The sequence below is a fragment of the Micromonospora fiedleri genome (assembly GCF_016774385.1).
GTDB lineage: Bacteria > Actinomycetota > Actinomycetes > Mycobacteriales > Micromonosporaceae > Micromonospora > Micromonospora gifhornensis.
Genome location: NZ_JAETXL010000006.1, coordinates 149,542 through 172,657, shown reverse-complemented (window position 1 = coordinate 172,657; position 23,116 = coordinate 149,542). Strand labels below are relative to the sequence as shown.

Here is a 23,116-nt window from a genome sequence, read left to right as displayed (position 1 = left end):
CCCTCGTCGCCTCTGCGCCCGGCAGCCCGAGCCGCAGCGCCGCCGGCACTACCATGGCCGTCGTGCGTGACAAGGTGACCCGGTTGTTCGTGGTGGCGGCGATCGCGGAGGCGATCTCCTGGGCCGGCCTGCTCGCCGGCATGGCGGTCAAGTACGGCCCGCCCGGCAACGAACTGGGGGTGCAGATCTTCGGCCCGATCCACGGCGCGCTCTTCGTGATCTACGGGGCGCTGGTGCTCGCGGTGGCCCGGGTACGCCGGTGGAGCCTGCTGGCCGCCGTCGTGGCGCTGGCCTGCGCGGTGCCGCCGTTCGCCACCATCGCCTTCGAGCGCTGGGCCCGTCGGCGCGGCATGCTGGACACCACCGAGCCGGTCCGCGAGCCCGCCCCGGTCGGCTGACCCGGCCGCCTTCGGCGGCAGCGAGGGCTCAGGTGAGCGCGGTGCAGGCGGCCAACCCGGCGAGCAGCAGCGCGCCCAGCACGGCCTGCAACAGCAGTGGCGGCCCGAGATGTGACCACATGGTGGCGGTACGCGGACGCAGCAGCTGACCGGTGGTCAGGTTGACGATCCGTTCGATCTTCGGCGGCAGGTCGGGGTCGCCCTGGTCGCGCAGCGTCAACTGGACCAGGTCGGCCGGATGCAGCGCGCTCTGCGGCAGGTGCCCGTGCAGCTCGACCTCGTACAGCCGGCCGTTGTCGTCGCGCAGCCGGATCGGGGTGACCAGGTACTCCGGGCCCTTCTTCAGCTCCTTGAACTTGCGTCGGCCGGTGCCCGAACCGGCGGAGAGCGCGGCGCGCACCAGCTTGGCGAGCAGACCGACCACCCCCGCCGCCGCCAGCACCATCACCAGCACCGGCTGTCCCACCCGTACCTCCCGGGGGTAGCCGTCCATCAGGCGGGCGACCCGGGCTGTGAGGATGCGGCCGGTGGGGTGGAGGCTGCGCCGGGAATACGATGTCACGTCCATTTCCACCACCCTGAGTCCACATCCGTGCACAGATCGTATCGATCCTCCAGGTTGAATGGCGTGAATGAAATCCGGTCACGCGGTGACAGGCAGGTGACAAGCCGGGTGAGGCGGGTAAGCGCGGGGCCGAGCTGGAAAGGGGTCGAGCATGCAGCTGTCCTTCCTGCGCCCGCTCTACGACCGTCCCGGGCCGTGGTGCTCGGTCTATCTGGACGCCTCCCTGGACACGGAGGACGCACACGCGGCGCTCGATCTGCGCTGGCGTGACCTGCAACGCCGACTGGCCGAGCAGGGCGCCGACGAGCCGACCGTCGCCGCGATCGACCGGGTGATCCGGGGTCACGACCCGATGCCCGGCGACTACGGGCTGGCCGTGTTCGGCACCCGGGGCCGGGTGGTGCTCTCCGAGTACCTGTCCGCCCCGCCGCGCCGTGACCTGGCCGCGTACGCGCCACTGCCGCACGTGATGCCGTTGCTGGCCCAGCGCGGCGAGCAGGTGGCCTGGGTACGGGTCGTCGCCGACCGCACCGGTGCCGACGCGATGTCGGTAAGCGCTGGCGGCGTACCGCGTCGGGCCCACGTCGTCGGCCGGGAGAGTCACCAGCTGCGTCGGGTCCAGCCCGGCGGCTGGTCGCAGTCGCGCTACCAGCGGGCGGCGATGGAAGCGTGGCACCACAACGCCGGTGACGTCACCGCGGCGACCGTGGAACTGGCCGAACGGGTCGGTGCCGAAGTGGTCGTGGTGGCCGGCGACGTCCGCGCCACCGGCATGATCGCGGCACAGATGCCCGACCGATGGCAGGACATGGTGGTGCGTACCGACGCCGGCTCACGGGCCGGTGGCGCGGACCAGACCCTGCTGGACGACCTCACCGTGCAGACCATCGCCGAGGTCGCCGACCAGCGGATCAGCGCGGCGCTGGACCGCTTCGGCATGCAGGAGGACGTCGGGGCCGGACTCGACGCCGTGGTGGCCGCGTTGCAACGCAACCAGGTCGACACCATGCTGATCGTGGACGACCCGTCCGCCGACGGTGAGCTGTGGATCGGCCCCGCCGCCACCGACATCGCCACCGAGCCGGGTCAGCTGCCCGGCGTCGACGACCCCGCGCGGGTACGCGCCGACGCGGCGCTGGTCCGCGCCCTGGTCGGCACCGACGCCGAGCTGACCGTGCTCGGCCCCGACGAGGCCCCGCAGCTGACCGACGGCGTCGGCGCGGTACTGCGGTACGTCGACCCGTCCACGCCGGGACGGGGCGGTGCCTGACCCGCGTCTGGCACAGACGGCGGTGCCCGACCCGTATCTGGCGGAGACGGCGGTGCCCGACCCGTATCTGGCGGAGACGGTTGTCGCGCGGCTCGCGGCCTGGCGGGTGCCACGGGTGTTCGGCATCGCGGGGGAGCCGGTCGCGGCGCTGGTCGAGGCGTTGCACTCGGCCGGTGGCGAACCCGAGTTCGTGCCCGTACGCCACGGTGAGAGCGCGGCGGCAATGGCGATCGGGCACGCTCGGCTCACCGGCGGGATCGGCGTCTGCCTGAGCCCCGCCGGCCCGGCCGCGTTCGGCCTGCTGGCCGGCCTCGACGCCGCCCGGCGGGCAACGCTGCCCGTCCTGGCGATCATCGGCGGGGTCGGCGGCGTCGATGAGGTCGCCGGCGTCGGTGGGGTCGATGAGGTCAGTGGGGTCGGTGGGGTCGACCAGATGTTCGCCGGGCTGTGTCGGCAGGTGTGGCACCTCGATGACCTGCGGCGTGCTCCGGCGCTGGTGGATGCGGCGGTTCGCGGCGCGCTGGCCGGTCACGGCCCGGCCTGCCTGCTGCTCCCCGGCACCTCGGGTCGGCCCCCGGCCCTCGCGGAGGTCAGTGCCGAAAGCGTCGCTGTCGATCCGGGCGGACCGTCGGCGGGTCCGCAGGTGGGTGCCGGGATGGTCTTCGTCGAGTCGACCCGACCGCTGGCCGCTCCGGATGCCGGGACGGTCTTCGTTGACTCGGTCCCACCGTCGGTCGTTCCGGAGGTCGGTGCTGCGGCTGTCTTCACCGAGTCGGGGCGACGGTCCGCCGTTGCGGGGGTCGACATCGGGTTGGTCGTCGACGAGCTCTCCGCCCGTGTACCGCCGGAGGCCGCCGTGACGGTGGACGGTGCGCCCGGCCTGAACCGCCACGTCAGCCGCCTGCCGCCTGGCATCGCCGTACTGGCCTGCGACGCCCACGAGGTGTCCGGGGCCGCGCTGCCGTACGCCGTGGCCGTCAAACTGGTCGACCCGCAGCGGCCGGTGCTCGCCCTGCTCACCGACGACGGCATGCGGTCACACGGACTCTCCGAGCTGGTCACCATCGCCCGGGATTGGCCGCACTGGCCCGACCCGAGGCTGGTGGTGCTGGTACTCAACACCCGGGCCGGCTACCCCGGACGTCAGGTGGCCGACGACGTACCGTACGCGGGCTGGGCCCGGCTGCTGGGCCTGCACGGCGTACGCGTCGACCGCCCGGAGCTGGTCGGCCCAGCCTGGGACGAGGCCCTCGCCGCCGACCGCCCCTGCCTGCTGGACCTGATCGTCACCCCCCACCCCTCTCCCTGACCCCACCCCACACCCCACCCGCCCCGAACACCCTCCCCTCCCTGCCCTCCACACCCACGCGCACCACCCCACCCCGCACCCTCCCCGTGCGTACACCGCCCACACCCTCCTTCACGCGCGATCTTGCACTTGTGGTCGCCTTTTCGCGGCATTCACACCCTTTATCCCGACACAAAGTGCATGATCGCCGCGTAGAGGGGGCGCGGGGCTGCGGGCGGTGTGAGAGGGCTCGTGAAGGGGGTGGCGTGAAGGGCTGCGGGGGAGAGGTGCGGGGGAGAGGTGCGGGGAGGAGCGCGGGGAGGGGTGTGTCGGTGTTGTCGGGAACGGTCAAGATCAGATGGTTGATGCCGGTCGGTGGGGGGATGCCCTGTTTAACCGGCAAGTGGGCGGGAAGCCGGGCTGCGTGAGCGAACGGGGCAGGGTGGGGCCGGTGCGTAAGGTGCGCCGGAAAATCACGGCGGCGGGCGCCGGATTGACCGGCGACCGGATCGTCGCGACGGGCAGTACCGCCCGGATCCTCGTCGCGGCCATCGCCCGGGCCCTGCGTGGGGCGGACTGCGCCGACATCAGCCATGTGGGGCCGGCGTCGCGGTTCGTGGGTACGCCCGATCCGGTCCGTCGGGCGGTGGCCATCCGCTCGGCCGGTCGGGTGGCCCTGACCGCCGGACAGGCGGCGGAACTGGACGCGGGGCAGGTCGCCGAGTGGTTCGTCGGGCAGTATCCGAGCGGCCGCTATCCGGGCGTGTTGCTGGGCTCGCCGCACGGGGCCGCCGCACATCTGGCGGTGGCGCTGGGGGTGCCGTGGCTGCCCGCCGGGTTCGAGATGATCGCGCACTGGCCGAAGGGGTCCGTGGATCGGCCCCTTGCCGCCCTGGACCATGGCGCCGGACTCGCCGGGCGGATGCTCGCCGGCAACCCTGACCTGCACCTACGGCAGGTGCACTGCCCGGCCAGCCGGGGTGCCCTGGCCGCGGCGACAGTGGCGCTGGCCGGGCGGTGGCGCCGGCTGCCGCAGGCGTACCGGCGGTTTCTCGCCGACCGGCTGGAACCAGGGGCCCCGGTGGTGGTGCTGCGGGACGCGCGGACCTGGCCGGTGTACGAGGCCGCCGACGGCCACAGCTTCCAGGTGGGCTGCCCGGCCAGTGGACTCGATCCGGTGGACTTCCACCCCGACAGCCACACCCTACGCCAGGTGCTGCGTTCCGCCGGTGGCGACGGGGCGCACTGGGAACCGCCGGAGATCTCCACTCCGCCGGGTGTCGCCGAGCACGGGGTGGAGTCCGGTTTCGACCGTGACGTCGCGCAGTGGACGACCCGCGAGGGACATCCCCTGCGCCAGATCGTCGTCCCCGCGCCGGCCGCGCTGAGCGCAGCCACCGCCGACCTGTACCGCCGCTGGCTGCGGGCCGCCGGCAAGACCGGGAACCGGCTGGTGGTCGAGTGCGGCCGGCTGCTCGACCCCTGGCAGGTGGTACGCGCCGGGCTGGTGCCGTACTGGTGCGAGAACGCGACCCGCCGGTGCGTGGAGCAGGCCGAGTGGTGGTTGGCCGGCAGCGAAGCGTTCAGTTCGGTGGACGTCCTGCCGGAGCCGCCGGGTGTGCGGTCACCGGCGCTCGCCGGGCTGCCGCAGTGGCTGGCCGTCGCCGGCTTCGGACGCCGTCGTCGGGCCCTGGACCGTTCGGCGGCCCGGGGGTACCCGGTCACCTCGGTACCCACCCGCCGGGCCACCGAGGTGCTTCGTGCCCAACCGTACGACCTGCCCACCCCGCCGCGGATCGAGGTGACGGACGCCCTCGCCGCGTTGCGGGACAGCGGCGCCCCGCACGGCCTGCTGGTCTCTTGACACCGGGCTGGCGAAACATCCTCGCGAAGCCGCGATCCCGTGATTGAGTACCTACGGAGCGGGAACACCGCCGGCTGCGACAGGCTGATCACCTTGGCGTGGCACGGGGCCGACGCCCGTTTCGCATCCCAGTCATGTAACCCACTGAGCCGGCCTGCGCGTGTCCACGCGCAGGGTCCGGTGCCGGCCGAATCCGGGCGGGGTCCTTCCTGAGGGAGGCGCGGATGTTCGGACAGACCACCACAACCACACCACCATCCACCGATCGAGGTCTGGAGGACCTCGACGCGGCGGCGTTGGCGTACGCGGCACGGATCGCGGGAATGCCACCGGAACGCCGCCACGAGGCGCGGGACGACCTGGTGCGTTTCGCCCTGCCGTTCGCCGGCCGCCTGGCGCGCCGCTACCGGGGGCGCGGCGAGCCGCTGGAGGATCTGGAACAGGTGGCCCGGTTGGGTCTGGTCAACGCGGTTGACCGGTACGACCCGGAACGGGGCTCGTTCACCGCGTACGCCGCGATCACCATCGTGGGCGAGATCAAACGGCATTTCCGGGACCGTACCTGGGGTGTGCACGTGCCGCGCCGGCTGCGTGACCTGATCCTGGAGGTCGGGCAGGCGACCGCGGCGCTGACCAGCGAGCTGTCCCGGGCACCGACGGTCGCCGAGCTGTCGAAGCGGCTGGACACACCGGAAGAGGAGATCCTCGCCGCGTTGGAGTCCGCCGCCGGCTACAGCCCGGCGTCGCTGAACGCGCCGGTCGGCGGGGAGAGTTCCGCCGAGTTCGGTGACCTGGTGGGGGAGTCGGACATCGCGCTGGAATCGGTCGACGACCGGGTCACGGTCAGCGGGCTGTTGCACCGTCTGCCCTGGCGGGAGCGGCGGATCCTGGCCATGCGGTTCTACGGCAACCAGACCCAGGCCGAGATCGCCGCCCGGTTCGGCATCTCCCAGATGCACGTGTCGCGGTTGCTGTCCCGGGCGTTGACCTGGCTGCGTCAAGCGATGCTCGCCGACGCGCCACCACCGTGGCAGAACGGCGCCGCCGAGTCCGAGTCCACGACAGCGAACCAGCCACGTCCCGCCTCCGCGCGGGCCCGCTGACCACACAGGACGCAGCAGGGGCTGCACCGATCGGTGCCGCCCCGGTCGTTCGTACCCGGATCAGAGTTCGTACGCCCGGATCAGTTCTCCTGGGTGTCGCCTCCGCTGCGCGGATGCCGCCACCGGTCGTCGTCGGTCTCCGAGCGGCGCTCGGCGCCCAGCGGGTTGTCCTCCGGTTCGTCGGTGTCGTCGAAGCTGGGCCGGCGTACGTCCTGCGGGTTCGGCACCTCGACCGGTCGGGCGCCGGACTGCGGCGCCGGGTGGTAGGCGGTGGCCTCCGGCGCGCCGTGCGCCCCCTCGGCGCTGGGCGACTCGCGGTGGTGCTTCTCGCGGTGCAGCTCGTCGCGTAATCCCTGCGGGGGTTTCGTGGTCCGCTGCGGCAGGTCCCGACCCAGGTCGGAGACCAGTTCACCGTATTTGGCGTCGAACGCCGGGCGCTCGGAACGGATCCGGGGCATCCGGTCGAAGTTGCGCAGCGGTGGCGGGCAGGTGGTGGCCCACTCCAGCGAGTTGCCGAAGCCCCACGGGTCGTCCACCGTGACCAGGGCGCCGAATCGCCAGGATTTCCAGGCGTTCCAGATGAAGAACAGGGTGGATGCGCCGAGCACGAAGGAGAAGATGCTGGAGATCGTGTTCAGCGTGGTGAAGCCGTCGCTGGGCAGATAGTCGGCGTACCGGCGGGGCATGCCCTCGTTGCCCAGCCAGTGCTGCACCAGGAAGGTGCCGTGGAAGCCGATGAACATCGTCCAGAAGTGCAGCTTGCCGAGTCGCTCGTCGAGCAGCCGACCGGTCATCTTCGGCCACCAGAAATAGAAGCCGCCGAAGAGGGCGAACACCACGGTGCCGAACAGGACGTAGTGGAAGTGCGCCACCACGAAGTAGCTGTCGTGGGTGTGGAAGTCGGCCGGCGGGCTGGCCAGCAGTACGCCGGTGAGTCCACCCAGCAGGAAGGTCACCAGGAAGCCGATGGCGAACAGCATCGGCGTCTCGAAGGTGATCTGCCCCTTCCACATCGTGCCGATCCAGTTGAAGAACTTGACCCCGGTCGGTACGGCGATGAGGTAACTGAGGATGGCGAAGAACGGCAGCAGCACCTGGCCGGTGGTGAACATGTGGTGCGCCCACACCGTCATCGACAACACGGTGATGGCGGCGGTGGCCAGCACCAGACCGGTGTAGCCGAAGAGCGGCTTGCGGGAGAAGACCGGGATGATCTCGGTGATGATGCCGAAGAACGGCAGCGCGATGATGTAGACCTCGGGATGGCCGAAGAACCAGAACAGGTGTTGCCACAGCATCGGCCCGGCGGTGGCAGGGCTGTAGACGTGCGCGTCGAGCAGCCGGTCGGCGCTCAACGCCAGCAGCGCGGCGGCCAGCAGCGGGAAGACCAGGATCACCAGCACGCTGGTGAACAGCATGTTCCAGGTGAAGATCGGCATCCGGAACATGGTCATGCCCGGCGCCCGCAGGGTCAGGATCGTGGTGATCAGGTTGACCGCGCCGAGGATGGTGCCCAGACCGGAGACGACCAGGCCGATCACCCACATGTTCGCCCCGACGCCGGGGGAGTGCTGGGCGGTACTCAACGGTGTGTACGCGGTCCAGCCGAAGTCGGCGCTGCCCTGCGGGGTGAGGAATCCACCGATGACCATCAGCCCGCCGAACAGGTACAGCCAGTAGGCCAGGGCGTTCAGCCGGGGAAACGACACGTCCGGCGCGCCGATCTGGATCGGCACGATGTAGTTGCCGAACCCGAACGCCGCCGGGGTGGCGAACAGCAGCAGCATCACCGCGCCGTGCGAGGTGAACAACTGGTTGTACTGCTCGGGGGCGAGGAACTGCATGCCCGGCCGGGCCAACTCCGCGCGGATCAGCATCGCCTCGATCCCGGCCACCACGAAGAAGCCGAACGAGGTCATCAGATAGAGCAGGCCGATCTGTTTGTGATCGGTGGTGGCCAGGAACCGGAGCAGCTTGCTGCCGGGCAGTGGCTTGTTCAGGGAGCCGGGATAGCCGCCGAACCGGGCCGGCGCGAGGATGGCCGGCCCCCGGTCCTGTCCGGTTTCGGTGGGTACCCGTTTGGGCATCAGTTCTCACCCCGCTGACGACGGAAAGGACGGGCGTGACTACCCGGCCTTCCGACCATGTAACCAGGCGACAGCGGTAATTTCGGTCAATTCGCCGGTAGTGTTGCCCAGACGGCCTTTCCGTCACCGGCCGGCGCGCTACCCCACCGCGCGGCCAGTTCGCGCACCAGCAGCAGGCCCCGCCCGCCCTCGTCGTGCTCACCGGGCCGGCCGGGCTCGGCCGCCGCAGGGCTGCCGTCCACCACGGTCAGGTGCAGCCACGGCCGGCGCAGCGTCACGGTCACCTGCATCGGGGTGCCGGCGTGCCGGACCACGTTGCCGACCAGCTCGCTGAGCACCACCGAGGCCGGTTCGACTGCCGCCGGCAGGTCCCACCGTGCGCAGGCGTCGGCCACCAGCTCCCGGGCGCGCCGACAGGCCGCCGCGACCGGTTCGAGCCGGACCCGCATCCGAGGTACGGCCGAGGCGTCGGCCACCCGGGCCGCCTCGTCGCAGTCGTGGCGCACCGGCACCACCCGCACGGCGGTGGAGGCGGCCAGCGACGTGGCCGGATGCGGATGCGGCGCGCAGATCACCAGCGGCACCACCGGCCAGCCCTGCGCCCGGCGCGCCGCCGCGGCGAACACCGCCACGGCCAGCGGCTCGTGCACGGTCAGCCCGGTCAGGTCGACCACGAGCGCATCGGGCTGGGCGGACAGGCAGCGCTCCAGCACCGCGTACACCTGGCGGGTGGTGGTCAGGTCGAGGCCGCCGGCGACGCGGACGACGGTGACCGGGGTCCCGTCATCCACATCGCAGGTGATCCGGCTCGTCATCTCCGCCCTCTTCCACCGGTGTCGAGAGCTGCCAACTACCCGGCGTCCGGCCGGCCGAAACAGCCGAGGGCACCCCGCGCGGCGGACACCCCAGGCCACACACGGTGTCGCCGCGAGGGCGTACCCACTGGTAGCGGGCGAGCGGCGGCGGTGCGCTGCCGGCCGGTCAGGCCGCGGCGACCCGGCGGCGCGGCAGCCGGTGTCGCAGTTCGGCCAGCGGCGGGCGCTCCTCGACGGTGACGTCACTGACCACGATCTCCCGGTCGAGGTTCGGCAGCGCCTCGGAGCCACCCCGGCGGAACTGGGTCAGCAGGGCGCTGGGCAGCACATCCGGACTGGCCCAGCCCCGCCGCTGCAACCGCGACCAGACGGTGAGCATGATCTGGGCGGACATCCGGCCCAGCGCCGCGGTGTCCTGGTGCCGGTGCTTGCGCTCGCCCAGGTCGACCTGGGCCAGCGCGTCCAGGCCGACGAGTTCGAGCAGATCGATCAGCATGGCGGTCTCGACGCCGTAGCCGGAGACGAACGGCACCTGCGCCAGCACCTCGCGGCGGCCCGCGTACTCACCGGCGAGCGGCTGGACGAAACCGGCCAGTTCCGGCCAGAACAGATTGAGCATGGGACGGGCCATCAGCTCCGTCACCCGGCCCCCACCGTCGGCCTCCACCCCGGTCGTGCCGATCAGCGGCCGATGGTAGAAGCCCTTCACGAAGTCCACCGACGGGTCGGTGAGCAGCGGGCCGAGCAGCCCGGTGACGAAGTGCGGACGGAACTCCCGCAGGTCGGCGTCGACGAAGGCCACCACGTCGCCCTCGGCGGCGGCCAGGCCGGCCCAGAGCGCGTCGCCCTTGCCGGTCAGCCGCGGCAGCCCGTGGGTCATCGCGTCCTGGCTGACCACCTCCGCGCCCGCGGCCCGGGCCACCTGCGTGGTCCGGTCGGTCGAGCGGGAGTCCACCACGATCAACTCGTCGACCAGCGGCACCCGGTCCACCAGGTGCTCGCGGATGGTCGACACGATCGCCCCGACGGTGGCCTCCTCGTTGTGGGCCGGCAACACCACGCTGACCCGGCTGTCCCCCTTTGCCCGGAGCAGCCGCCGGGTCGGCCAGTCGGCGGCGGAGCTGGTCCGATAGGTGGCCCAGGCCTCGACCACCGGCGAGACCGCAGATTCGGTGTTCCGCACAGGCACCCCCATCGCGCCGAAGACCGGGAGTGGGATTTCCCGGCACCCGGCTAGCTAACCGGATCGATCCCACCAGCTTGATCACGGCCCTGCGCCGGGCACGTTCCCGCTTGATGAACGTTTGATTGCGGTGCTGCCACCGCGAAGCTTCGGCCCTGCTCATCGAACCACCACGGCGGCATCGGCCGCCGATCACGGCGCCGGTCGGCGGTGCGGCGGGACGGCCCGGCGGACAGCGCGGAACGGAAGGCACGCCGGGGAGGGCGCGAAAGGGGCCGTCGGTCGCGTACCGTTGCCGCTCATGGGTGTGTCGCAACGGTTGAAGACCAGGTTCCGCCGGTTCCTCCAGCGCCCGGGAACCACGGTAGATCTGGCCCCGCTGGAGAAGCTGCTGCCGGCCATCGAGGCCCGCGAGGAGAAGGTTCAGGCCTTCGACGACGCGGAGCTGACCGAGGCGGCAGCCGTGGCATCGACCTACGAGGAGATCTGTGCGCTCGGCCGCGAGGCCGCCCGCCGCGGGCTCGACCAGCGGCCGTACGACGTGCAGCTGCTCGGCGCGATGTCGCTGCTGTCCGGCAAGGTCGCCGAGATGGCCACCGGTGAGGGCAAGACGCTGACCGCGGCGATCGCCGCGTACGGGCACGTACGGCTCGGCAACGGCCCGGTGCACGTGCTCACCGTCAACGACTACCTGGCCCGCCGCGACGCGCAGTGGATGGAGCCGGTCTACACCCTCCTCGGGCTCACCGTGGGCTGGGTCAACGAGGCCTCGACCCCGGCGGAGCGGCGGGCCGCGTACGCCTGCGACGTCACCTATGTGGCGGTCAGCGAGGCCGGCTTCGACTTCCTGCGTGACCAGCTCGTCACCGACGTCGCCGACCGGGTCCAGCCGACGCTGCGGACCGCGATCGTCGACGAGGCGGACTCGATCCTGATCGACGAGGCCCGGGTGCCGATGGTGCTCGCCGGCTCGGTCGCCAGCGAGCAGGACCCGGTGCACGCCGCCGCCGCGCTGGTGCGCGGCCTGCGCAAGGGCAAGCACTACACGGTCGCCGAGGACGGCCGCAGCGTGGCCTTCACCTCCGCCGGCCTGGCCGCCGTCGAGGCCAAGCTCGGCATCGACCTGTACGACGAGGAGAACGTCGAACAGCTCTCGGCGGTGAACGTGGCGCTGCACGCGCACGCCCTGCTGCACCGCGACGTCGACTACATCGTCCGTGACGGCACCGTCGAGCTGATCGACGAGATGCGCGGCCGGGTGGCCCAGCGCCGCCGCTGGCCCGACGGGCTGCAGGCCGCGGTCGAGGCCAAGGAAGGGCTGGACGCCACCGCCGAAGGTGAGGTGCTGGGCACCATCGCCGTGCAGGCGTACATCGGTCTCTACCCGAACGTGTGCGGGATGACCGCCACCGCCGTGCTGGTCGGCGACCAGCTGCGGGAGTTCTTCGGGCTGGAGGTCGCGGTGATCCCGCCGAACACCCCGTGCGTACGGGTGGACGAGCCGGACCGCATCTACGCCACCCGGGCGGAGAAGGACGAGGCGCTGGTCGACGAGATCCAGCGCTGCCACGCCGCCGGGCGGCCGGTGCTGGTCGGCACCCTCGACGTCAAGGAGTCCGAGCAGCTGGCCGCCGGGCTCAACGCCGTCGGCGTGCCCTGCGTGGTGCTCAACGCCAAGAACGACGACGAGGAGGCGGCGATCATCGCCGAGGCCGGCGCGTACGGCGCGGTGACCGTCTCCACCCAGATGGCCGGTCGGGGCGTGGACATCCGGCTCGGCGGCAGCGAGCAGATCGACCGGGAGCGGGTCGCCGAACTCGGCGGCCTCTACGTGATCGGCAGCGGCCGGCACGACAGCCGCCGGGTCGACGACCAGCTGCGCGGGCGGGCCGGCCGGCAGGGCGACCCGGGTGGGTCGGTCTTCTTCGTCAGCCTGGAGGACGACCTGGTCGCCCGGCACGCCGGCGACACCGTCCCGCCGTCGCCGCGGATGAACGCCGACGGTCTGGTCACCGACCCGCAGGTCGACTACGCGGTGGAGCACGCCCAGCGGGTCGCCGAGGGCGTCAACCACGAGATCCACCGCAACACCTGGCGCTACAGCGTGGTGATCGAACAGCAGCGCAAGGCGCTCGCCGAACGCCGGGAACGGCTGCTGACCAGCGACGTCGCGGCGCTGATGCTGCTGGACAAGATGCCGGAGAAGGCCGGTGAGATGGACGAGGACCTGCTTGCCCGGGTGGCCCGGTCGATCGCCCTCTACCACCTCGACCGCCTCTGGGCCGACCACCTGGCCGAGCTGTCGGAGGTCCGCGAGGGCGTACACCTGCGCGCCCTGGGCCGACTCGACCCGCTCGACGAGTTCCACCGGGCGGCGGTGCCCGCGTTCACCGACCTGGTGCCGGAGATCGAGGCGCGCACGCTGGCCACCTTCGCCGAGACCGAGTTCGACGAGGACTGGGAGCCGGACGCGGCGGAGCTGGTGCGGCCGAGCGCCACCTGGACGTACCTGGTGCACGACAATCCGTTCGGCTCGGAGCTGGACCGGCTGATCGCCTCGGTCGGTCGGCGGCTCAGCGGGGGCGGCGGGCGCTGACGCGTACCCACTGATCCGGTCGCGGCCCCTCCCAGCGGTACCCGTACCCTGGGAGGGGCCCCGCTTTGCACCGTTTCGACCGTTGTTGCAGCGGGTAGTAGGGCGGGTCGTCACGTCAGGGCTGCCGTCGGAGCTGCCCTCGTGTCCGGTCGTAGCGAGGAGGAGACCGTGAGGACGCTGGCCAGGCGTACGGGGGCTCGGGCTCGGTGAACCTGGAAACGAGTCCACCGCTGGCGGAGACCCTCGGCGTGCTGGAGACGGCGGCCCTGTTGCGGGAACTGACCGCCGGGTTGATCGCCCTGGACGACTTCGACGAGGCGCTGTCCGCCCTGGTCCGGATCACCCGGGACGCCATCGCCGGGGTCAACTGGTGCGGGTTCACCGCCCTGCGGGCCGGTGAGCCGGCCGGAGTGGCCGCCTCCGACGCGCCGATGAGCGGGCTGGATGACCTGCGCTACGGCGCGGACACCCCGGCGATGGACGCGATCCGGCTACGGGAGATGGTCCGCGCGGAGAACCTCGCCACCGAACGCCGCTGGCCGGACTGGACGACCCGGGCCGGCGAGCTCGGCGTACTCGGAGTGATCTCCGCACCGGTCGACGTGGACGAGCAGGTGATCGGCGCGATCAACCTCTACGCCGGCCGACCCGACGCGCTGACCACCGGCCACCAGCTCACCGCCATGCTCCTCGCCGAACACGCCGGCCTGCTGCTCGCCGCCGTACGGGACCGGCAGCGCCGCAGCGCGCAGGCCGACGCCCGGGACGTCGCGTTGCTCGGTGACGGCGTGATCGGCCAGGCCATCGGGGTGATCATGACGCAGCGCGGCTGCCCGCCGGAGGACGCCCTCGAGGTGCTGCGCAGCGCGGCATCGTCGTTGTCGATCCCGCTGCGGCAGGTGGCCGAGCGGCTGGTCAGCACCGTCTCCCGACCACGGGACAACTGAGCACCGCTCTCGTTTCGCCGCGGAGGCACCCGGGTAGCACCCTGGACTGGTGAGCTGATTCCAATCCAGGGGGACCGATGCAGAGCCGACTGCGGGTGCAGGGGCACCCCATTCAACCGATGCTTGTGACGTTCCCGTACGGGCTCTTCGTCTGTGCGACCATCTTCGACTTCGCCCAGGTGGTCGGCGGCCCCGCGCTGTTCGGCGAGGTCGGCTACTGGACGGTGGTGGCCGCCCTGGTGGCGGCGGGACTGACCACGATGGCCGGCATGGTCGACCTGTGGGACGTGCCGCCGGACCGGACCCGTCGCACCGCGATCAGCTTCAACCTCGTCAACGCCGGGACGGCCGGACTGTTCCTGCTCTCCTGCCTGGTGCGGGCGGACGCGCCGAACCGCGGCGCCACCGCCGTACTGCTGGTCGTCGAGCTGCTCGCGCTGGCCGTCGGCGGTCTCGGCGTGGCGCTGGGCGCGCGCCTGATGCGCCACTACGAGCCCGGACGGGCCGAGCCGACCAGCTTCGACGCCCTCCGCGGCACCGGCGCCCCGCGTGCTGCCGCCACCTCGCGTGCTGCCGCCACCTCGCGTGGTGCGGCTGTCCTGGGTGGCGTGGACGCCCCGCGTGGTGCCGCCGTCCTGGGTGGTGTCGACGCCCGGACCGTCGAGATCGTCCGCCCCCGTCCGTAGGTCCAGGGGGCGGCACCACCCTGCTGGAGCGGCATCCGGCGAACCTGGCCGCGGCGCCCTCACGCGAAATGGCGTTGCCACGGTCGAGGCATGCCGGACACGCTGAGGCCGTGTCAGGGGAAGCGAGCTTCGACGAGCTGATCGCCGACGGCGCCGCCGCGCCCGTCGAGGGCTGGGCCTTCGACCGGCTCGCCGGCCGGGCCACCGAGGAGCGTCCACCCTGGGGGTACGCCCGCCTGATGGCGGCGCGGATGGCGACCGTCGACACGGCGCTGGACATCGACACCGGCGGGGGAGAGGTGCTCGCCGAGGTGCCTCATCCGCCCCGGCTGCTGGTGGCCACCGAGGCGTGGCCGCCCAACGTGCCGGTGGCCCGGGCCAGGCTCCGCCCGATCGGGGCGACAGTGGTCGCGGTGCGCCCCGACGCCCCGCTGCCGTTGCGCAGCGCCACCTTCGACCTGGTGGTCAGCCGGCATCCGGTGCACACCGACTGGCCCGAGGTGGCGCGCGTACTGCGGCCCGGTGGCACGTTCCTGTCCCAGCAGATCGGGCCGGGCACCGTCCGCGAACTCAGCGAGGCGATCCTCGGGCCGCTGCCGCCACCGGCCCACCGGCACCCGGAACAGGCGGTCGCCGCCGCCGAAGCGGCCGGGCTGACCGTCGTCGACCTGCGTACGGCCACCCTGCGCACCGTGTTCCACGACGTCGGCGCCGTGGTCTGGTTCCTGCGCAAGGTGGTCTGGACGGTGCCCGGCTTCACGGTTGCGGCGCACCGGCCGGCGCTGGCCCGCCTGCACGAGCGCATCCGCACCGAAGGCCCGTTCGTCGCCCACGCCCAACGCTTCCTCATCGAGGCCCGCCGTTAGCCCGGCCACGACGAACGAGGTCGATTCGCTGTCACGTGGCACCGACCGGGGGTCATCTGGGCTTGGTGTCGACCCGGCACCGACGGGCGGGTCGACTGGCCGTGGTGTCAACTCGGCACCGGCGGGTCCGCGCTGACGCAGGCTCTACGGCAGCGCGGCGTCGGTCAGGCGGGACGCAGCAGGGTGAGCATCTCCGACAGGTCGAAGAACTGGGCGGTCTCCACGGCGGACGGGTTGCCGTGGTCGGGGTCCGCGCCGGCGGTGAGCAGGGCGCGTACCGCGTCACCGCTGCTGCGGAACACGGCCGCCGCCAGGGCGGTCTGGCCCCGGTCGTTGGTCCGGGTGTGGTCGGCGCCCCGATCGAGCAGCGCGGCCACCGTCTCCGGGTGGGCGTGGTACGCCGCCAGGATCAGGAGCGTGTCGCCCTTCTCGTTGGTCAGGTTGACCGGCAGCCCCGCATCGACGTACCCGGCCAGTTCGGTGGTCGCGCCGTCGCGCGCCAGGTCGAACATCCGGTGCGCGAACTCCAGGGTCTCGGCGTCGAGTTCCTCACTCACCGGCTCAGGCTAGCCGGCGTCGCCACGCCGCTCATCCCGACCGGTCCGACCGCCCCGCCCTGGGCACTGCTACTGCTCGGCCGCGACGGAAGGGGCAAACCCGTGCTGGCTGGGCTCCGCCCATCCCGCCGCAACCCCGCACCCCGCCCGACCGCCCGGTCCCGCAGCTTCTTTCCCGGTCCCTGCAGTCCCGTCTCATCCGCTGTAGTTCTGTCCGGACCCTGCAATCCGTGCTGGTCCCGCAGCGCCGGCAGGTGTCCGACCTGCGCATCGAGTTGCTCGTCCTCGCCCCGGTGCTCGGGCCGTGGCCTCCCGTCACGCCACGAGGCGTCGGATGGGCGTCCAGGGTCTCCCGTGGACGCATGATCGCGCTCGATATCGGATCCAGTGGCTCGGTCGCGCCACCAAGCCACTCGATCCGGGATCGAGCGCGATCATGAAGAAGTGTCCCGGCATGTGAGATTACCTACTAAGCCTATAGGGTTTACCGCCTAGGCTGGGTGGCGACCACAGCCGTTGAAACTCGTGAGGAAGCCATGCCTGCTCTGCCTGTCTCCGAGCGGTCGGACCTGCTCGCCGTCGCCCGGCGCTGGGCCGGCGACCCCGGGAGCTGGCCGGTGCCGCTGCGCTTCGACCCGGCCAGCCGGTGGTACGCCCGGCTCGCCGCCAACGACGACCACGAGGTGTGGGCGTTGAGCTGGCTGCCCGGCCAGGGCACCGATCTGCACGACCACGGGGGCTCGTCCGGTGCCTTCCTGGTTGCCTCGGGGGTGCTCACCGAGGAGACGGTCAGCGGCGGGCGGCTGCGTCCGCATCTGCTCGACGCCGGCTCCGGCCGTCGCTTCGGTCCCCGGCACGTGCACGTGGTGACCAATCGGCACGCCGAGCCGGCGGTCAGCGTGCACGTCTACCGCCCGGCCCTGCGTCGGATGACCCGCTACCACCTCGACGGGGGTCGGCTGAGGGCCGCCGAGGTGGCCGAGGCCGGCGTGGCATGGTGAACCCCCCCTGGCACCAGCCGACACACCTGGAAGGAACGATGATGCCGCAGACCGACCCCGCCGCCCACTGTCCGGTACCGCCGCCGGGCTCCCGGGGGATCGACGAGATCCTGCACGCCGCCCGGGCCCGGCTGGACCGCCTCGACCCGGAGCAGGCGCACCTGGCGTACCGGACGGGGGCGCTGCTGGTCGACATCCGGCCGGCCGCGCAACGGGCCGCGCACGGGACGGTGCCCGGCGCCCTCGCCGTCGAGCGCAACGTGCTCGAATGGCGCTTCGACCCGCGTTGCCCGGCCCGGCTGCCGCAGGCGGTCGGCTACGACCTGCCCGTGGTGGTGCTCTGCCAGGAGGGCTACACCTCGTCCCTGGCCGCCGCGTCGTTGCAGGATCTCGGCCTGTTCCGGGCCACCGACGTGATCGGTGGCTTCGCCGCCTGGCGGATCGCCGGCCTGCCGGTGCTGGGCCCCACCCCACCGATCCGCCCGTCCACTCCCGCGCCCCCGGCGACCGCCGGTCGGGTGTCCCACTGATCAGCCACGCCCACCCGGCGTGGCGGTAGTTCCCCCAGGAGGCCGCCGTGTCCGTCGTCGCCATCAGCCCGCGCCAACACCCGTCCGGCCGTACCAGCCGCAGCCGCCTCGTCCGGCGGCGCGCCAATCCCACCCTGACCATCACCGTCGATCTTGCCGCCGCAGCGGCGAGCCCACGCCTGAACCGGTTGCTGGAACTGCTCGGCGAACTGGCCGCCTCAGGCGAGGGACGCCTGGCGCGCGGCGACGCCGATCACCCGCCGGCCGCTGCCGACCCGAGCGTCATCCGCATCCTCACCGGACCCCGCAGCGTCCAGCAGGGCGACCGGGTGGTCCCGCTGACCCGGATCGAGTACGACCTGCTGCTGTTCATGGCCGAGCGGCCCCGGCGGGTCTTCACCCGGATCCAGCTGCTCAACCAGGTCTGGGGTTACGACCACGCCGTGGCGCGCACCGTCGACGTGCACGTCCGCCGGCTGCGCGCCAAGCTCGGCGTCGACACGCCGTTGCTGACCACCGTCCACGGTGTCGGCTACCGCCTGGCCGACGAGGCCCGGGTGAGCGTCGAACACTGATCTACCGCCCTGCGTGACCGCGCCGCGCCGTCTCTGGGCCGCGCCGCGCCGTCTCTGGGCCGCGCCGCGCCGTCTCTGGGCCGCGCCGCGCCGTCTCTGGGCCGCGCCGCGCCGTCTCTGGGCCGTGACCCCGGCGTCTCTGGGCCGGGACCCCGTCGGCCTGGGAGCGTGATCAGTCGACGTCACGGCGGGTGGTTGCGAGACCTGGCACGAAAGGTGAACTCCGGTGTCGACCCCCCGTATCGGGTCAAGTTGGCGACTCTGCTGTAATCATCTGGCCTCGTACGCAGAGCGAGCATCCGGCTCCGAAGTGTCGGTCAATTGTCACATTCACACAACGCAGCCGCCCCTTGACCCGCACACCGGCGCCGGGAAGCATCGATAAAGCGGCGTCCCGGGGCCGTGGGGAAAACCCGGACCAGCCTAGGAGGACCATGTCGGTCAGCCCCGCTTCGTCGCGCGCCGGATGGCATACGTCCCAGCCAGCGGTCCCCGGTCGGCCACCGGGCGGCCAACGCCGCCCCACCAGCACAGCAGCCCCGGTCATCACCGTCACCCTGTCGATTCCGCTGGCCTGCGAGGAGTCGCTGACACCGGCCGCGCGTCAGCTGCTGGAAGCGGCCCGGGAGCTGCTGGAGCACGGCGAGGGCACGATCACCAACGGTGGCCCGGTGGTGCCCGAGCGGCGCACCGAGGTCGTGCCGGCGGGGCGGACACCGGCACGGCCGCTCGCGCCGACCATCCCCAGCCTGCACATCCTGGCCTCCTCCCGGTCGGTGCTGCGCGACGGCGAGCCACTGCCGCTGACCCGCCTCGAATTCGACCTGCTGCTGCATCTGGTGGTGCATCCGCGCCGGGTGTTCACCCGGCTCCAGCTGCTCAACGCGGTCTGGGGTTACGAACACGCGGGGGTGCGTACCGTCGACGTGCACGTGCGCCGGCTGCGCGGCAAGGTCGGGGTGGACGTGCCCCTGGTCACCACGGTCTACGGCGTCGGCTACCGGCTGGCCGACGAGGCCCGGGTCACCCTCGACGAGACCGGCTGACCGCTCGGGGCAGGTGGTCGGCGGCGGTGACTGTCGGAGGCCGGGCACGATGGTCGGATGCGTGTGCGTCCCATCTCACCGCAGCGACTGGTCACCGAGCTGGCGCAGCGACTCGCCGACACCGGGTCGGCCGGGCGGCTGCGGGTCGCTGTGGACGGTCCCGCCGCCGCCCACCCCGACGAGTTGGCCGCCGCCCTGGTCGACCCGCTGCGGGCGTACGGCCGACCGGCCCGGCACATCCGCTCCGACGACTTCCTGCGCCCGGCGTCCGTACGCCTGGAACGTGGCCGGACCAACCCGGACGCCTACTACGAAGGCTGGGTCGACGAGGCCGGGCTACGTCGGGAGGTGCTCGACCCGGCGGGGCCGGCGGGCGACGGGCGGATCCTGCCCTCGCTCTGGGACGCCAGGACCGACCGGGCCAGTCGGGCGGCGTACGTCGAGGTGCCGCCCGGCGGGGTGGTCCTGATCAGTGGCGCCTTCCTGCTCGGCGGAGGACTGCCCTTCGACGTCACCGTGCATCTGGAGATGTCCGCTGCCGCGCTGAGTCGGCGTACCGCTGCCGAACTGGCCTGGACCCTGCCCGCGTACGCCCGGTACGCCGACGAGGTCGCACCGGCCACCTTCGCCGATCTGGTGGTCCGGGTGGACGACCCACGTCACCCGGCGATCGTGGAATCCGTCGACGACCCGGTTTGATCCCCGGGGTGCGGGGGTAATCGCGGGGCTCACAGCGCCCGGGTGATCACCCGCCTGGGCGGTATGACCGGGTGGGGTGGTCCCACCTGCGATGATGATGATGCCCAGGAAGGCAGGCAGCCATGCTCGTCCACGACACGGTCGGCACGGGCCGATCGCAGGCGGAGATCGACCAGATTCGACTCTCCCTTCAGGCCCGCTACGCCGAACTGTCCGAGGAGTACGAGCAGGCCGTGCAGCAGAGCCAGGTGCTCCGGCTGGTCGAGGTCGGCGACACTGCGGGCGACGACCAGGCCGACAGCGGCACCAAGACCGCCGAGCGGGACACCGCGCAGTCGCTGCTGCGCACCATCCTGGACCGGCGGGCGCAGTTCGAGCATGCGCTGACCCGGCTCGACGAGGGCACCTACGGCTTCTGCGAGGGCTGCTCGGCTCCCATTCCGGTGGAACGGCTGGAGATCTTCCCGTCGGCGACCACCTGCGTGACGTGCAAGCAGACCCGGGAGCGTCGGGCAGCTTGAGCGACAGCTTGCCGGTCGGTCCGGGACACGGTGCACGTCACCCATGGGCGAGATCGCAGTGGGTACCGCCTCCTGGACCGACCGTACGCTGCTCGACTCGGGGTGGTACCCGCAGACGGCGGACACGCCGGAGAAGCGGCTGGCCTACTACGCCCGGCAGTTCCCGCTGGTCGAGGTCGACGCCACCTACTACTCGCCACCGGCCGAGCGCACCGCCCGGCTCTGGGCCGAGCGCACCCCGCCCGGCTTCACCTTCAACATCAAGGCGTTCAGCCTGCTCACCGGCCACCCCACCAAGGTCAGTGCGATCTACAAGGATCTGCGGCCGGCCACCGACAAACGCAACCTCTACCCGGACGACCTGCCGCCGCAGGCGTACGAGGAGGTCTGGACCCGGTTCCTCAGCGCCCTGGACCCGCTGGTCGAGGCGGGCAAGCTCGGCGCGCTGCTGTTCCAGTTCCCGCCCTGGTTCACCATTCGCCGGGACAACAAGCAGTACCTGCTGGAGGTGACCCGGCGCTGCGCGCCGCTGCGTCCGGTCTTCGAGTTCCGGCACGCCTCCTGGTTCGACGGGGACAACGCCACCGAGACCCTCGACTTCCTGCGCGAGCACCGGCTGGCGTACGTCGGCGTGGACATGCCGCAGGGGCACCGCTCGTCGGTCCCGCCGGTGCTGGCTGCCACCTCGGATCTGGCGGTGGTCCGCTTCCACGGCCACAGCGACAAGTGGACCAGTCGGGACATCCACGAGAAGTTCGGCTACCGCTACTCCAAGCGTGAACTGGCCGACTGGGCGCCCAGACTGCGCGAACTGGCCGACCAGACGCAGCAGACCCACGTCCTGATGAACAACTGTTATCGGGACTACGCCCAGGTCAACGCCCAGCAACTCCAGACGCTGCTGACCGAATCCGACTGAGCCGCCCGCGCCACCGCTGTCATCTCACCCGCGCGGGGTGAGGATGGGTCACCTTCGACCGGCGGAGGGTGGTGGTAGCGGAGATCTCACGGAGGTGGATGGCGATGACGATGGTACCGCATCGACGGCGCGACGCCGTCCTGCGCGTCGTCGGAGACCGCGACCAGGCCCGGCGGGCACCACGCTTCGGGCGGGCCAGCCCGATCCGGCCGCGGCCCGGTCCGGTGGGTCCGCCGCGACGTCACGACGATCGACGCTGGGAGACCGACCTACGGGGGTGGACAGATGGCTGAGCAGTTCCAGTCGGCAATTGAGTCGTCGGTGGACAAGACAAACCTGATCCTCAAGGACATCGAGCAGGCGTACGGCTGGCCGAAGGCACAGCGCAACCAGTCGTACGCGGCGCTGCGCACCGTGCTGCACCTGCTGCGCGACCGGATGCCGGTGCAGGAGAGCGTGGAGTTCTCCGCACAGCTGCCGATGCTGGTGCGGGGCATCTACTTCGACGGCTGGCAGCCGGAGAACGTACCGATCAAGCTCAACCGCGACGACTTCCTCTACGAGGTCCGGCAGGGCTTCCCCTACGACGCGGAGGGCGGCCCGCAGCGGGTGGTCCAGGTGGTGCTGGAAACCCTGCGTCGGCACATCACCCAGGGCGAATGGGACGACGTGCGGGCCACCATGCCCGACGACCTCGTCCAGATCATGCCCTGACCGTCGCGGGTTCGCGGCGCGCCGCCCGGCACACCCGGACGGCGCGCCCGGCCCTACCAGAGGTCGAAGTGGAACACCTCGAACGAGGTGCCGTAGCGCACGCCCAGCCGGGTGCCGACCGGGCGGGCGCCGCCCTCCAGGAACTCCTGCGCGTCGAAGCTGCCGTCACCCAGCCCGGTCAGGTACGCCTCGTGCGCCAGCAACGACGCCACACCCTTGTCGAACGTCTCGGTGGTGTCGACCCCGTGCTTCGAGCGGGGCGAGGAAGCCGCCCAGACCTGGCGTACGCCGTTCCACGGCTCGACGCCGTCGGTCAGCTGCTCCGGGAAGATCCACCGGTTGCCGGCGTCGCGTACGGCGTCCAGGGTGGCCCGCCCGACCGCGATGTGGTCGGCCTGATTGAGGGTGAGCGCGCCGTCCCAGGTCTCCCGGAAGTTGTTGGTGATCACGATGTCCGGACGGTGGCGACGGACCACCGCGGCCAACTCCCGGCGCAGGGGTACGCCGTACTCCAGGATCCCGTCGGGCAGGCCGAGGAAGTCGACCGTGTCCACGCCGACGAGGGCGGCGGAGTCGCGTTGCTCCTGCTCGCGTACCTGCCGGGCGCGTGCCGGTGGCATCCCGTCGATGCCCGCCTCGCCGCTGGTGACCAGGCAGTAGACCACCTGTCTGCCCTGCCCGGTCCAGCGCGCGACAGCGGCGGCGGCACCGAATTCGAGGTCGTCCGGATGAGCCACGATCGCCAGGGCGCGCTGCCAGTCCTCGGTCACCGGCTCCAGCGGTTCCAGTGCTTCGGTCATCGCCACCTCCGTTGTGATCGGCTCGGTCCCATCTTGTCACCGGGCGTGGCCCGCAGCAGCCCAGCGGCATGGTGGCGGGAGCCCAC

The 23,116-nt window shown here is 71.9% G+C and carries 23 protein-coding genes; 17 read left to right on the top strand and 6 right to left on the bottom strand.

Annotated elements, in window-relative coordinates:
• Positions 1-53: 53 nt before the first annotated feature.
• Positions 54-398: a DUF3817 domain-containing protein gene (locus tag JMF97_RS17875; protein WP_126710788.1), complete on the top strand. Its 345-nt coding sequence runs from the start codon at positions 54-56 to the stop codon at positions 396-398.
• A gap of 28 nt (positions 399-426) precedes the next feature.
• Here the strand turns inward: JMF97_RS17875 and JMF97_RS17870 are convergent, their stop codons facing one another.
• Positions 427-966 carry a hypothetical protein gene (locus JMF97_RS17870; RefSeq protein WP_013734392.1) on the bottom strand — a complete coding sequence of 180 codons (540 nt, stop codon included), beginning with the start codon at positions 964-966 and terminating at the stop codon, positions 427-429.
• Between the two features lie 148 nt (positions 967-1,114).
• Between JMF97_RS17870 and JMF97_RS17865 the strand changes: the two genes are divergently transcribed.
• From JMF97_RS17865 to JMF97_RS17850, 4 genes are all read left to right on the top strand, one after another.
• Entirely contained in the window at positions 1,115-2,233 is a 1,119-nt protein-coding gene (locus tag JMF97_RS17865; protein WP_203222588.1) for a baeRF2 domain-containing protein, read from the top strand.
• Positions 2,226-3,542, top strand: a complete 1,317-nt coding sequence (locus tag JMF97_RS17860) for a thiamine pyrophosphate-binding protein (RefSeq protein ID WP_203222587.1) — start codon at positions 2,226-2,228, stop codon at positions 3,540-3,542. Before JMF97_RS17865 ends, JMF97_RS17860 begins: the two co-directional genes overlap by 8 nt.
• Before the next feature lie 430 nt (positions 3,543-3,972).
• On the top strand, positions 3,973-5,385 hold the full coding sequence (locus JMF97_RS17855) for a hypothetical protein (protein ID WP_438803760.1): 1,413 nt from the start codon (positions 3,973-3,975) through the stop codon (positions 5,383-5,385).
• Between the two features lie 224 nt (positions 5,386-5,609).
• A complete protein-coding gene (locus JMF97_RS17850) occupies positions 5,610-6,488 on the top strand; it encodes a SigB/SigF/SigG family RNA polymerase sigma factor (protein WP_203222586.1) in 879 nt (292 codons plus the stop codon).
• 80 nt (positions 6,489-6,568) lie between these two features.
• On the opposite strand, the gene ctaD is transcribed toward JMF97_RS17850, so the two are convergent.
• From ctaD to JMF97_RS17835, 3 genes are all read right to left on the bottom strand, one after another.
• Positions 6,569-8,575: an aa3-type cytochrome oxidase subunit I gene (gene ctaD, locus JMF97_RS17845; protein ID WP_203222585.1), complete on the bottom strand. Its 2,007-nt coding sequence runs from the start codon at positions 8,573-8,575 to the stop codon at positions 6,569-6,571.
• A gap of 86 nt (positions 8,576-8,661) precedes the next feature.
• Positions 8,662-9,390 carry an ATP-binding protein gene (locus JMF97_RS17840; RefSeq protein WP_203222584.1) on the bottom strand — a complete coding sequence of 243 codons (729 nt, stop codon included), beginning with the start codon at positions 9,388-9,390 and terminating at the stop codon, positions 8,662-8,664.
• Positions 9,391-9,556: 166 nt separating this feature from the next.
• Complete coding sequence (locus JMF97_RS17835; RefSeq protein ID WP_239089170.1) at positions 9,557-10,573, bottom strand: glucosyl-3-phosphoglycerate synthase; 1,017 nt, start codon at positions 10,571-10,573, stop codon at positions 9,557-9,559.
• Positions 10,574-10,874: 301 nt separating this feature from the next.
• Here JMF97_RS17835 and secA2 point away from each other — a divergent pair, with 301 nt between their 5' ends.
• The 4 genes from secA2 (at position 10,875) to JMF97_RS17815 (ending at position 15,668) form a co-directional block, all read left to right on the top strand.
• Positions 10,875-13,169 (top strand): accessory Sec system translocase SecA2, encoded by a 2,295-nt coding sequence (gene secA2, locus JMF97_RS17830; RefSeq protein ID WP_203222582.1) that lies wholly within the window; start codon positions 10,875-10,877, stop codon positions 13,167-13,169.
• A 206-nt stretch (positions 13,170-13,375) separates the two neighbouring features.
• Positions 13,376-14,116 carry a GAF and ANTAR domain-containing protein gene (locus tag JMF97_RS17825; RefSeq protein WP_203222581.1) on the top strand — a complete coding sequence of 247 codons (741 nt, stop codon included), beginning with the start codon at positions 13,376-13,378 and terminating at the stop codon, positions 14,114-14,116.
• Between the two features lie 119 nt (positions 14,117-14,235).
• Positions 14,236-14,802, top strand: coding sequence for a DUF2231 domain-containing protein (locus JMF97_RS17820; protein WP_238359579.1), 567 nt, complete (start codon positions 14,236-14,238; stop codon positions 14,800-14,802).
• Positions 14,803-14,912: 110 nt separating this feature from the next.
• Positions 14,913-15,668, top strand: a complete 756-nt coding sequence (locus tag JMF97_RS17815; RefSeq protein ID WP_307816970.1) for a class I SAM-dependent methyltransferase — start codon at positions 14,913-14,915, stop codon at positions 15,666-15,668.
• Positions 15,669-15,832: 164 nt separating this feature from the next.
• Here the strand turns inward: JMF97_RS17815 and JMF97_RS17810 are convergent, their stop codons facing one another.
• Positions 15,833-16,225 carry an ankyrin repeat domain-containing protein gene (locus JMF97_RS17810; protein ID WP_203222578.1) on the bottom strand — a complete coding sequence of 131 codons (393 nt, stop codon included), beginning with the start codon at positions 16,223-16,225 and terminating at the stop codon, positions 15,833-15,835.
• 536 nt (positions 16,226-16,761) lie between these two features.
• Between JMF97_RS17810 and JMF97_RS17805 the strand changes: the two genes are divergently transcribed.
• The 8 genes from JMF97_RS17805 (at position 16,762) to JMF97_RS17770 (ending at position 22,230) form a co-directional block, all read left to right on the top strand.
• On the top strand, positions 16,762-17,226 hold the full coding sequence (locus JMF97_RS17805; RefSeq protein WP_203222577.1) for a cysteine dioxygenase: 465 nt from the start codon (positions 16,762-16,764) through the stop codon (positions 17,224-17,226).
• A gap of 38 nt (positions 17,227-17,264) precedes the next feature.
• Complete coding sequence (locus JMF97_RS17800; RefSeq protein ID WP_203222576.1) at positions 17,265-17,756, top strand: rhodanese-like domain-containing protein; 492 nt, start codon at positions 17,265-17,267, stop codon at positions 17,754-17,756.
• Between the two features lie 134 nt (positions 17,757-17,890).
• Complete coding sequence (locus JMF97_RS31790; protein ID WP_203222882.1) at positions 17,891-18,331, top strand: winged helix-turn-helix domain-containing protein; 441 nt, start codon at positions 17,891-17,893, stop codon at positions 18,329-18,331.
• A 434-nt stretch (positions 18,332-18,765) separates the two neighbouring features.
• On the top strand, positions 18,766-19,377 hold the full coding sequence (locus JMF97_RS17790; protein WP_203222575.1) for a winged helix-turn-helix domain-containing protein: 612 nt from the start codon (positions 18,766-18,768) through the stop codon (positions 19,375-19,377).
• A 57-nt stretch (positions 19,378-19,434) separates the two neighbouring features.
• A complete protein-coding gene (locus tag JMF97_RS17785; protein WP_203222574.1) occupies positions 19,435-20,076 on the top strand; it encodes a nucleoside/nucleotide kinase family protein in 642 nt (213 codons plus the stop codon).
• 122 nt (positions 20,077-20,198) lie between these two features.
• Complete coding sequence (locus JMF97_RS17780) at positions 20,199-20,597, top strand: TraR/DksA family transcriptional regulator (RefSeq protein ID WP_102660563.1); 399 nt, start codon at positions 20,199-20,201, stop codon at positions 20,595-20,597.
• 43 nt (positions 20,598-20,640) lie between these two features.
• Positions 20,641-21,516: a DUF72 domain-containing protein gene (locus JMF97_RS17775; protein WP_203222573.1), complete on the top strand. Its 876-nt coding sequence runs from the start codon at positions 20,641-20,643 to the stop codon at positions 21,514-21,516.
• Positions 21,517-21,801: 285 nt separating this feature from the next.
• Complete coding sequence (locus JMF97_RS17770; protein WP_013734372.1) at positions 21,802-22,230, top strand: DUF2267 domain-containing protein; 429 nt, start codon at positions 21,802-21,804, stop codon at positions 22,228-22,230.
• A gap of 53 nt (positions 22,231-22,283) precedes the next feature.
• Here the strand turns inward: JMF97_RS17770 and JMF97_RS17765 are convergent, their stop codons facing one another.
• On the bottom strand, positions 22,284-23,030 hold the full coding sequence (locus JMF97_RS17765) for a PIG-L deacetylase family protein (RefSeq protein WP_203222572.1): 747 nt from the start codon (positions 23,028-23,030) through the stop codon (positions 22,284-22,286).
• Between the last annotated feature and the right edge of the window lie 86 nt (positions 23,031-23,116).

Coding starts and splice junctions, on each gene's coding strand:
- JMF97_RS17850 (WP_203222586.1), top strand. CDS start 5,610: ATGTTCGGACAGACCACCACAACCACACCACCATCCACCGATCGAGGT.
- JMF97_RS17875 (WP_126710788.1), top strand. CDS start 54: ATGGCCGTCGTGCGTGACAAGGTGACCCGGTTGTTCGTGGTGGCGGCG.
- JMF97_RS17870 (WP_013734392.1), bottom strand. CDS start 966: ATGGACGTGACATCGTATTCCCGGCGCAGCCTCCACCCCACCGGCCGC.
- JMF97_RS17840 (WP_203222584.1), bottom strand. CDS start 9,390: ATGACGAGCCGGATCACCTGCGATGTGGATGACGGGACCCCGGTCACC.
- JMF97_RS17820 (WP_238359579.1), top strand. CDS start 14,236: ATGCTTGTGACGTTCCCGTACGGGCTCTTCGTCTGTGCGACCATCTTC.
- JMF97_RS17775 (WP_203222573.1), top strand. CDS start 20,641: ATGGGCGAGATCGCAGTGGGTACCGCCTCCTGGACCGACCGTACGCTG.
- JMF97_RS17780 (WP_102660563.1), top strand. CDS start 20,199: ATGCTCGTCCACGACACGGTCGGCACGGGCCGATCGCAGGCGGAGATC.
- JMF97_RS17805 (WP_203222577.1), top strand. CDS start 16,762: ATGCCTGCTCTGCCTGTCTCCGAGCGGTCGGACCTGCTCGCCGTCGCC.
- JMF97_RS17865 (WP_203222588.1), top strand. CDS start 1,115: ATGCAGCTGTCCTTCCTGCGCCCGCTCTACGACCGTCCCGGGCCGTGG.
- secA2 (WP_203222582.1), top strand. CDS start 10,875: ATGGGTGTGTCGCAACGGTTGAAGACCAGGTTCCGCCGGTTCCTCCAG.
- ctaD (WP_203222585.1), bottom strand. CDS start 8,575: ATGCCCAAACGGGTACCCACCGAAACCGGACAGGACCGGGGGCCGGCC.
- JMF97_RS17785 (WP_203222574.1), top strand. CDS start 19,435: ATGCGTGTGCGTCCCATCTCACCGCAGCGACTGGTCACCGAGCTGGCG.
- JMF97_RS17765 (WP_203222572.1), bottom strand. CDS start 23,030: ATGACCGAAGCACTGGAACCGCTGGAGCCGGTGACCGAGGACTGGCAG.
- JMF97_RS17800 (WP_203222576.1), top strand. CDS start 17,265: ATGATGCCGCAGACCGACCCCGCCGCCCACTGTCCGGTACCGCCGCCG.
- JMF97_RS17790 (WP_203222575.1), top strand. CDS start 18,766: ATGTCGGTCAGCCCCGCTTCGTCGCGCGCCGGATGGCATACGTCCCAG.
- JMF97_RS17770 (WP_013734372.1), top strand. CDS start 21,802: ATGGCTGAGCAGTTCCAGTCGGCAATTGAGTCGTCGGTGGACAAGACA.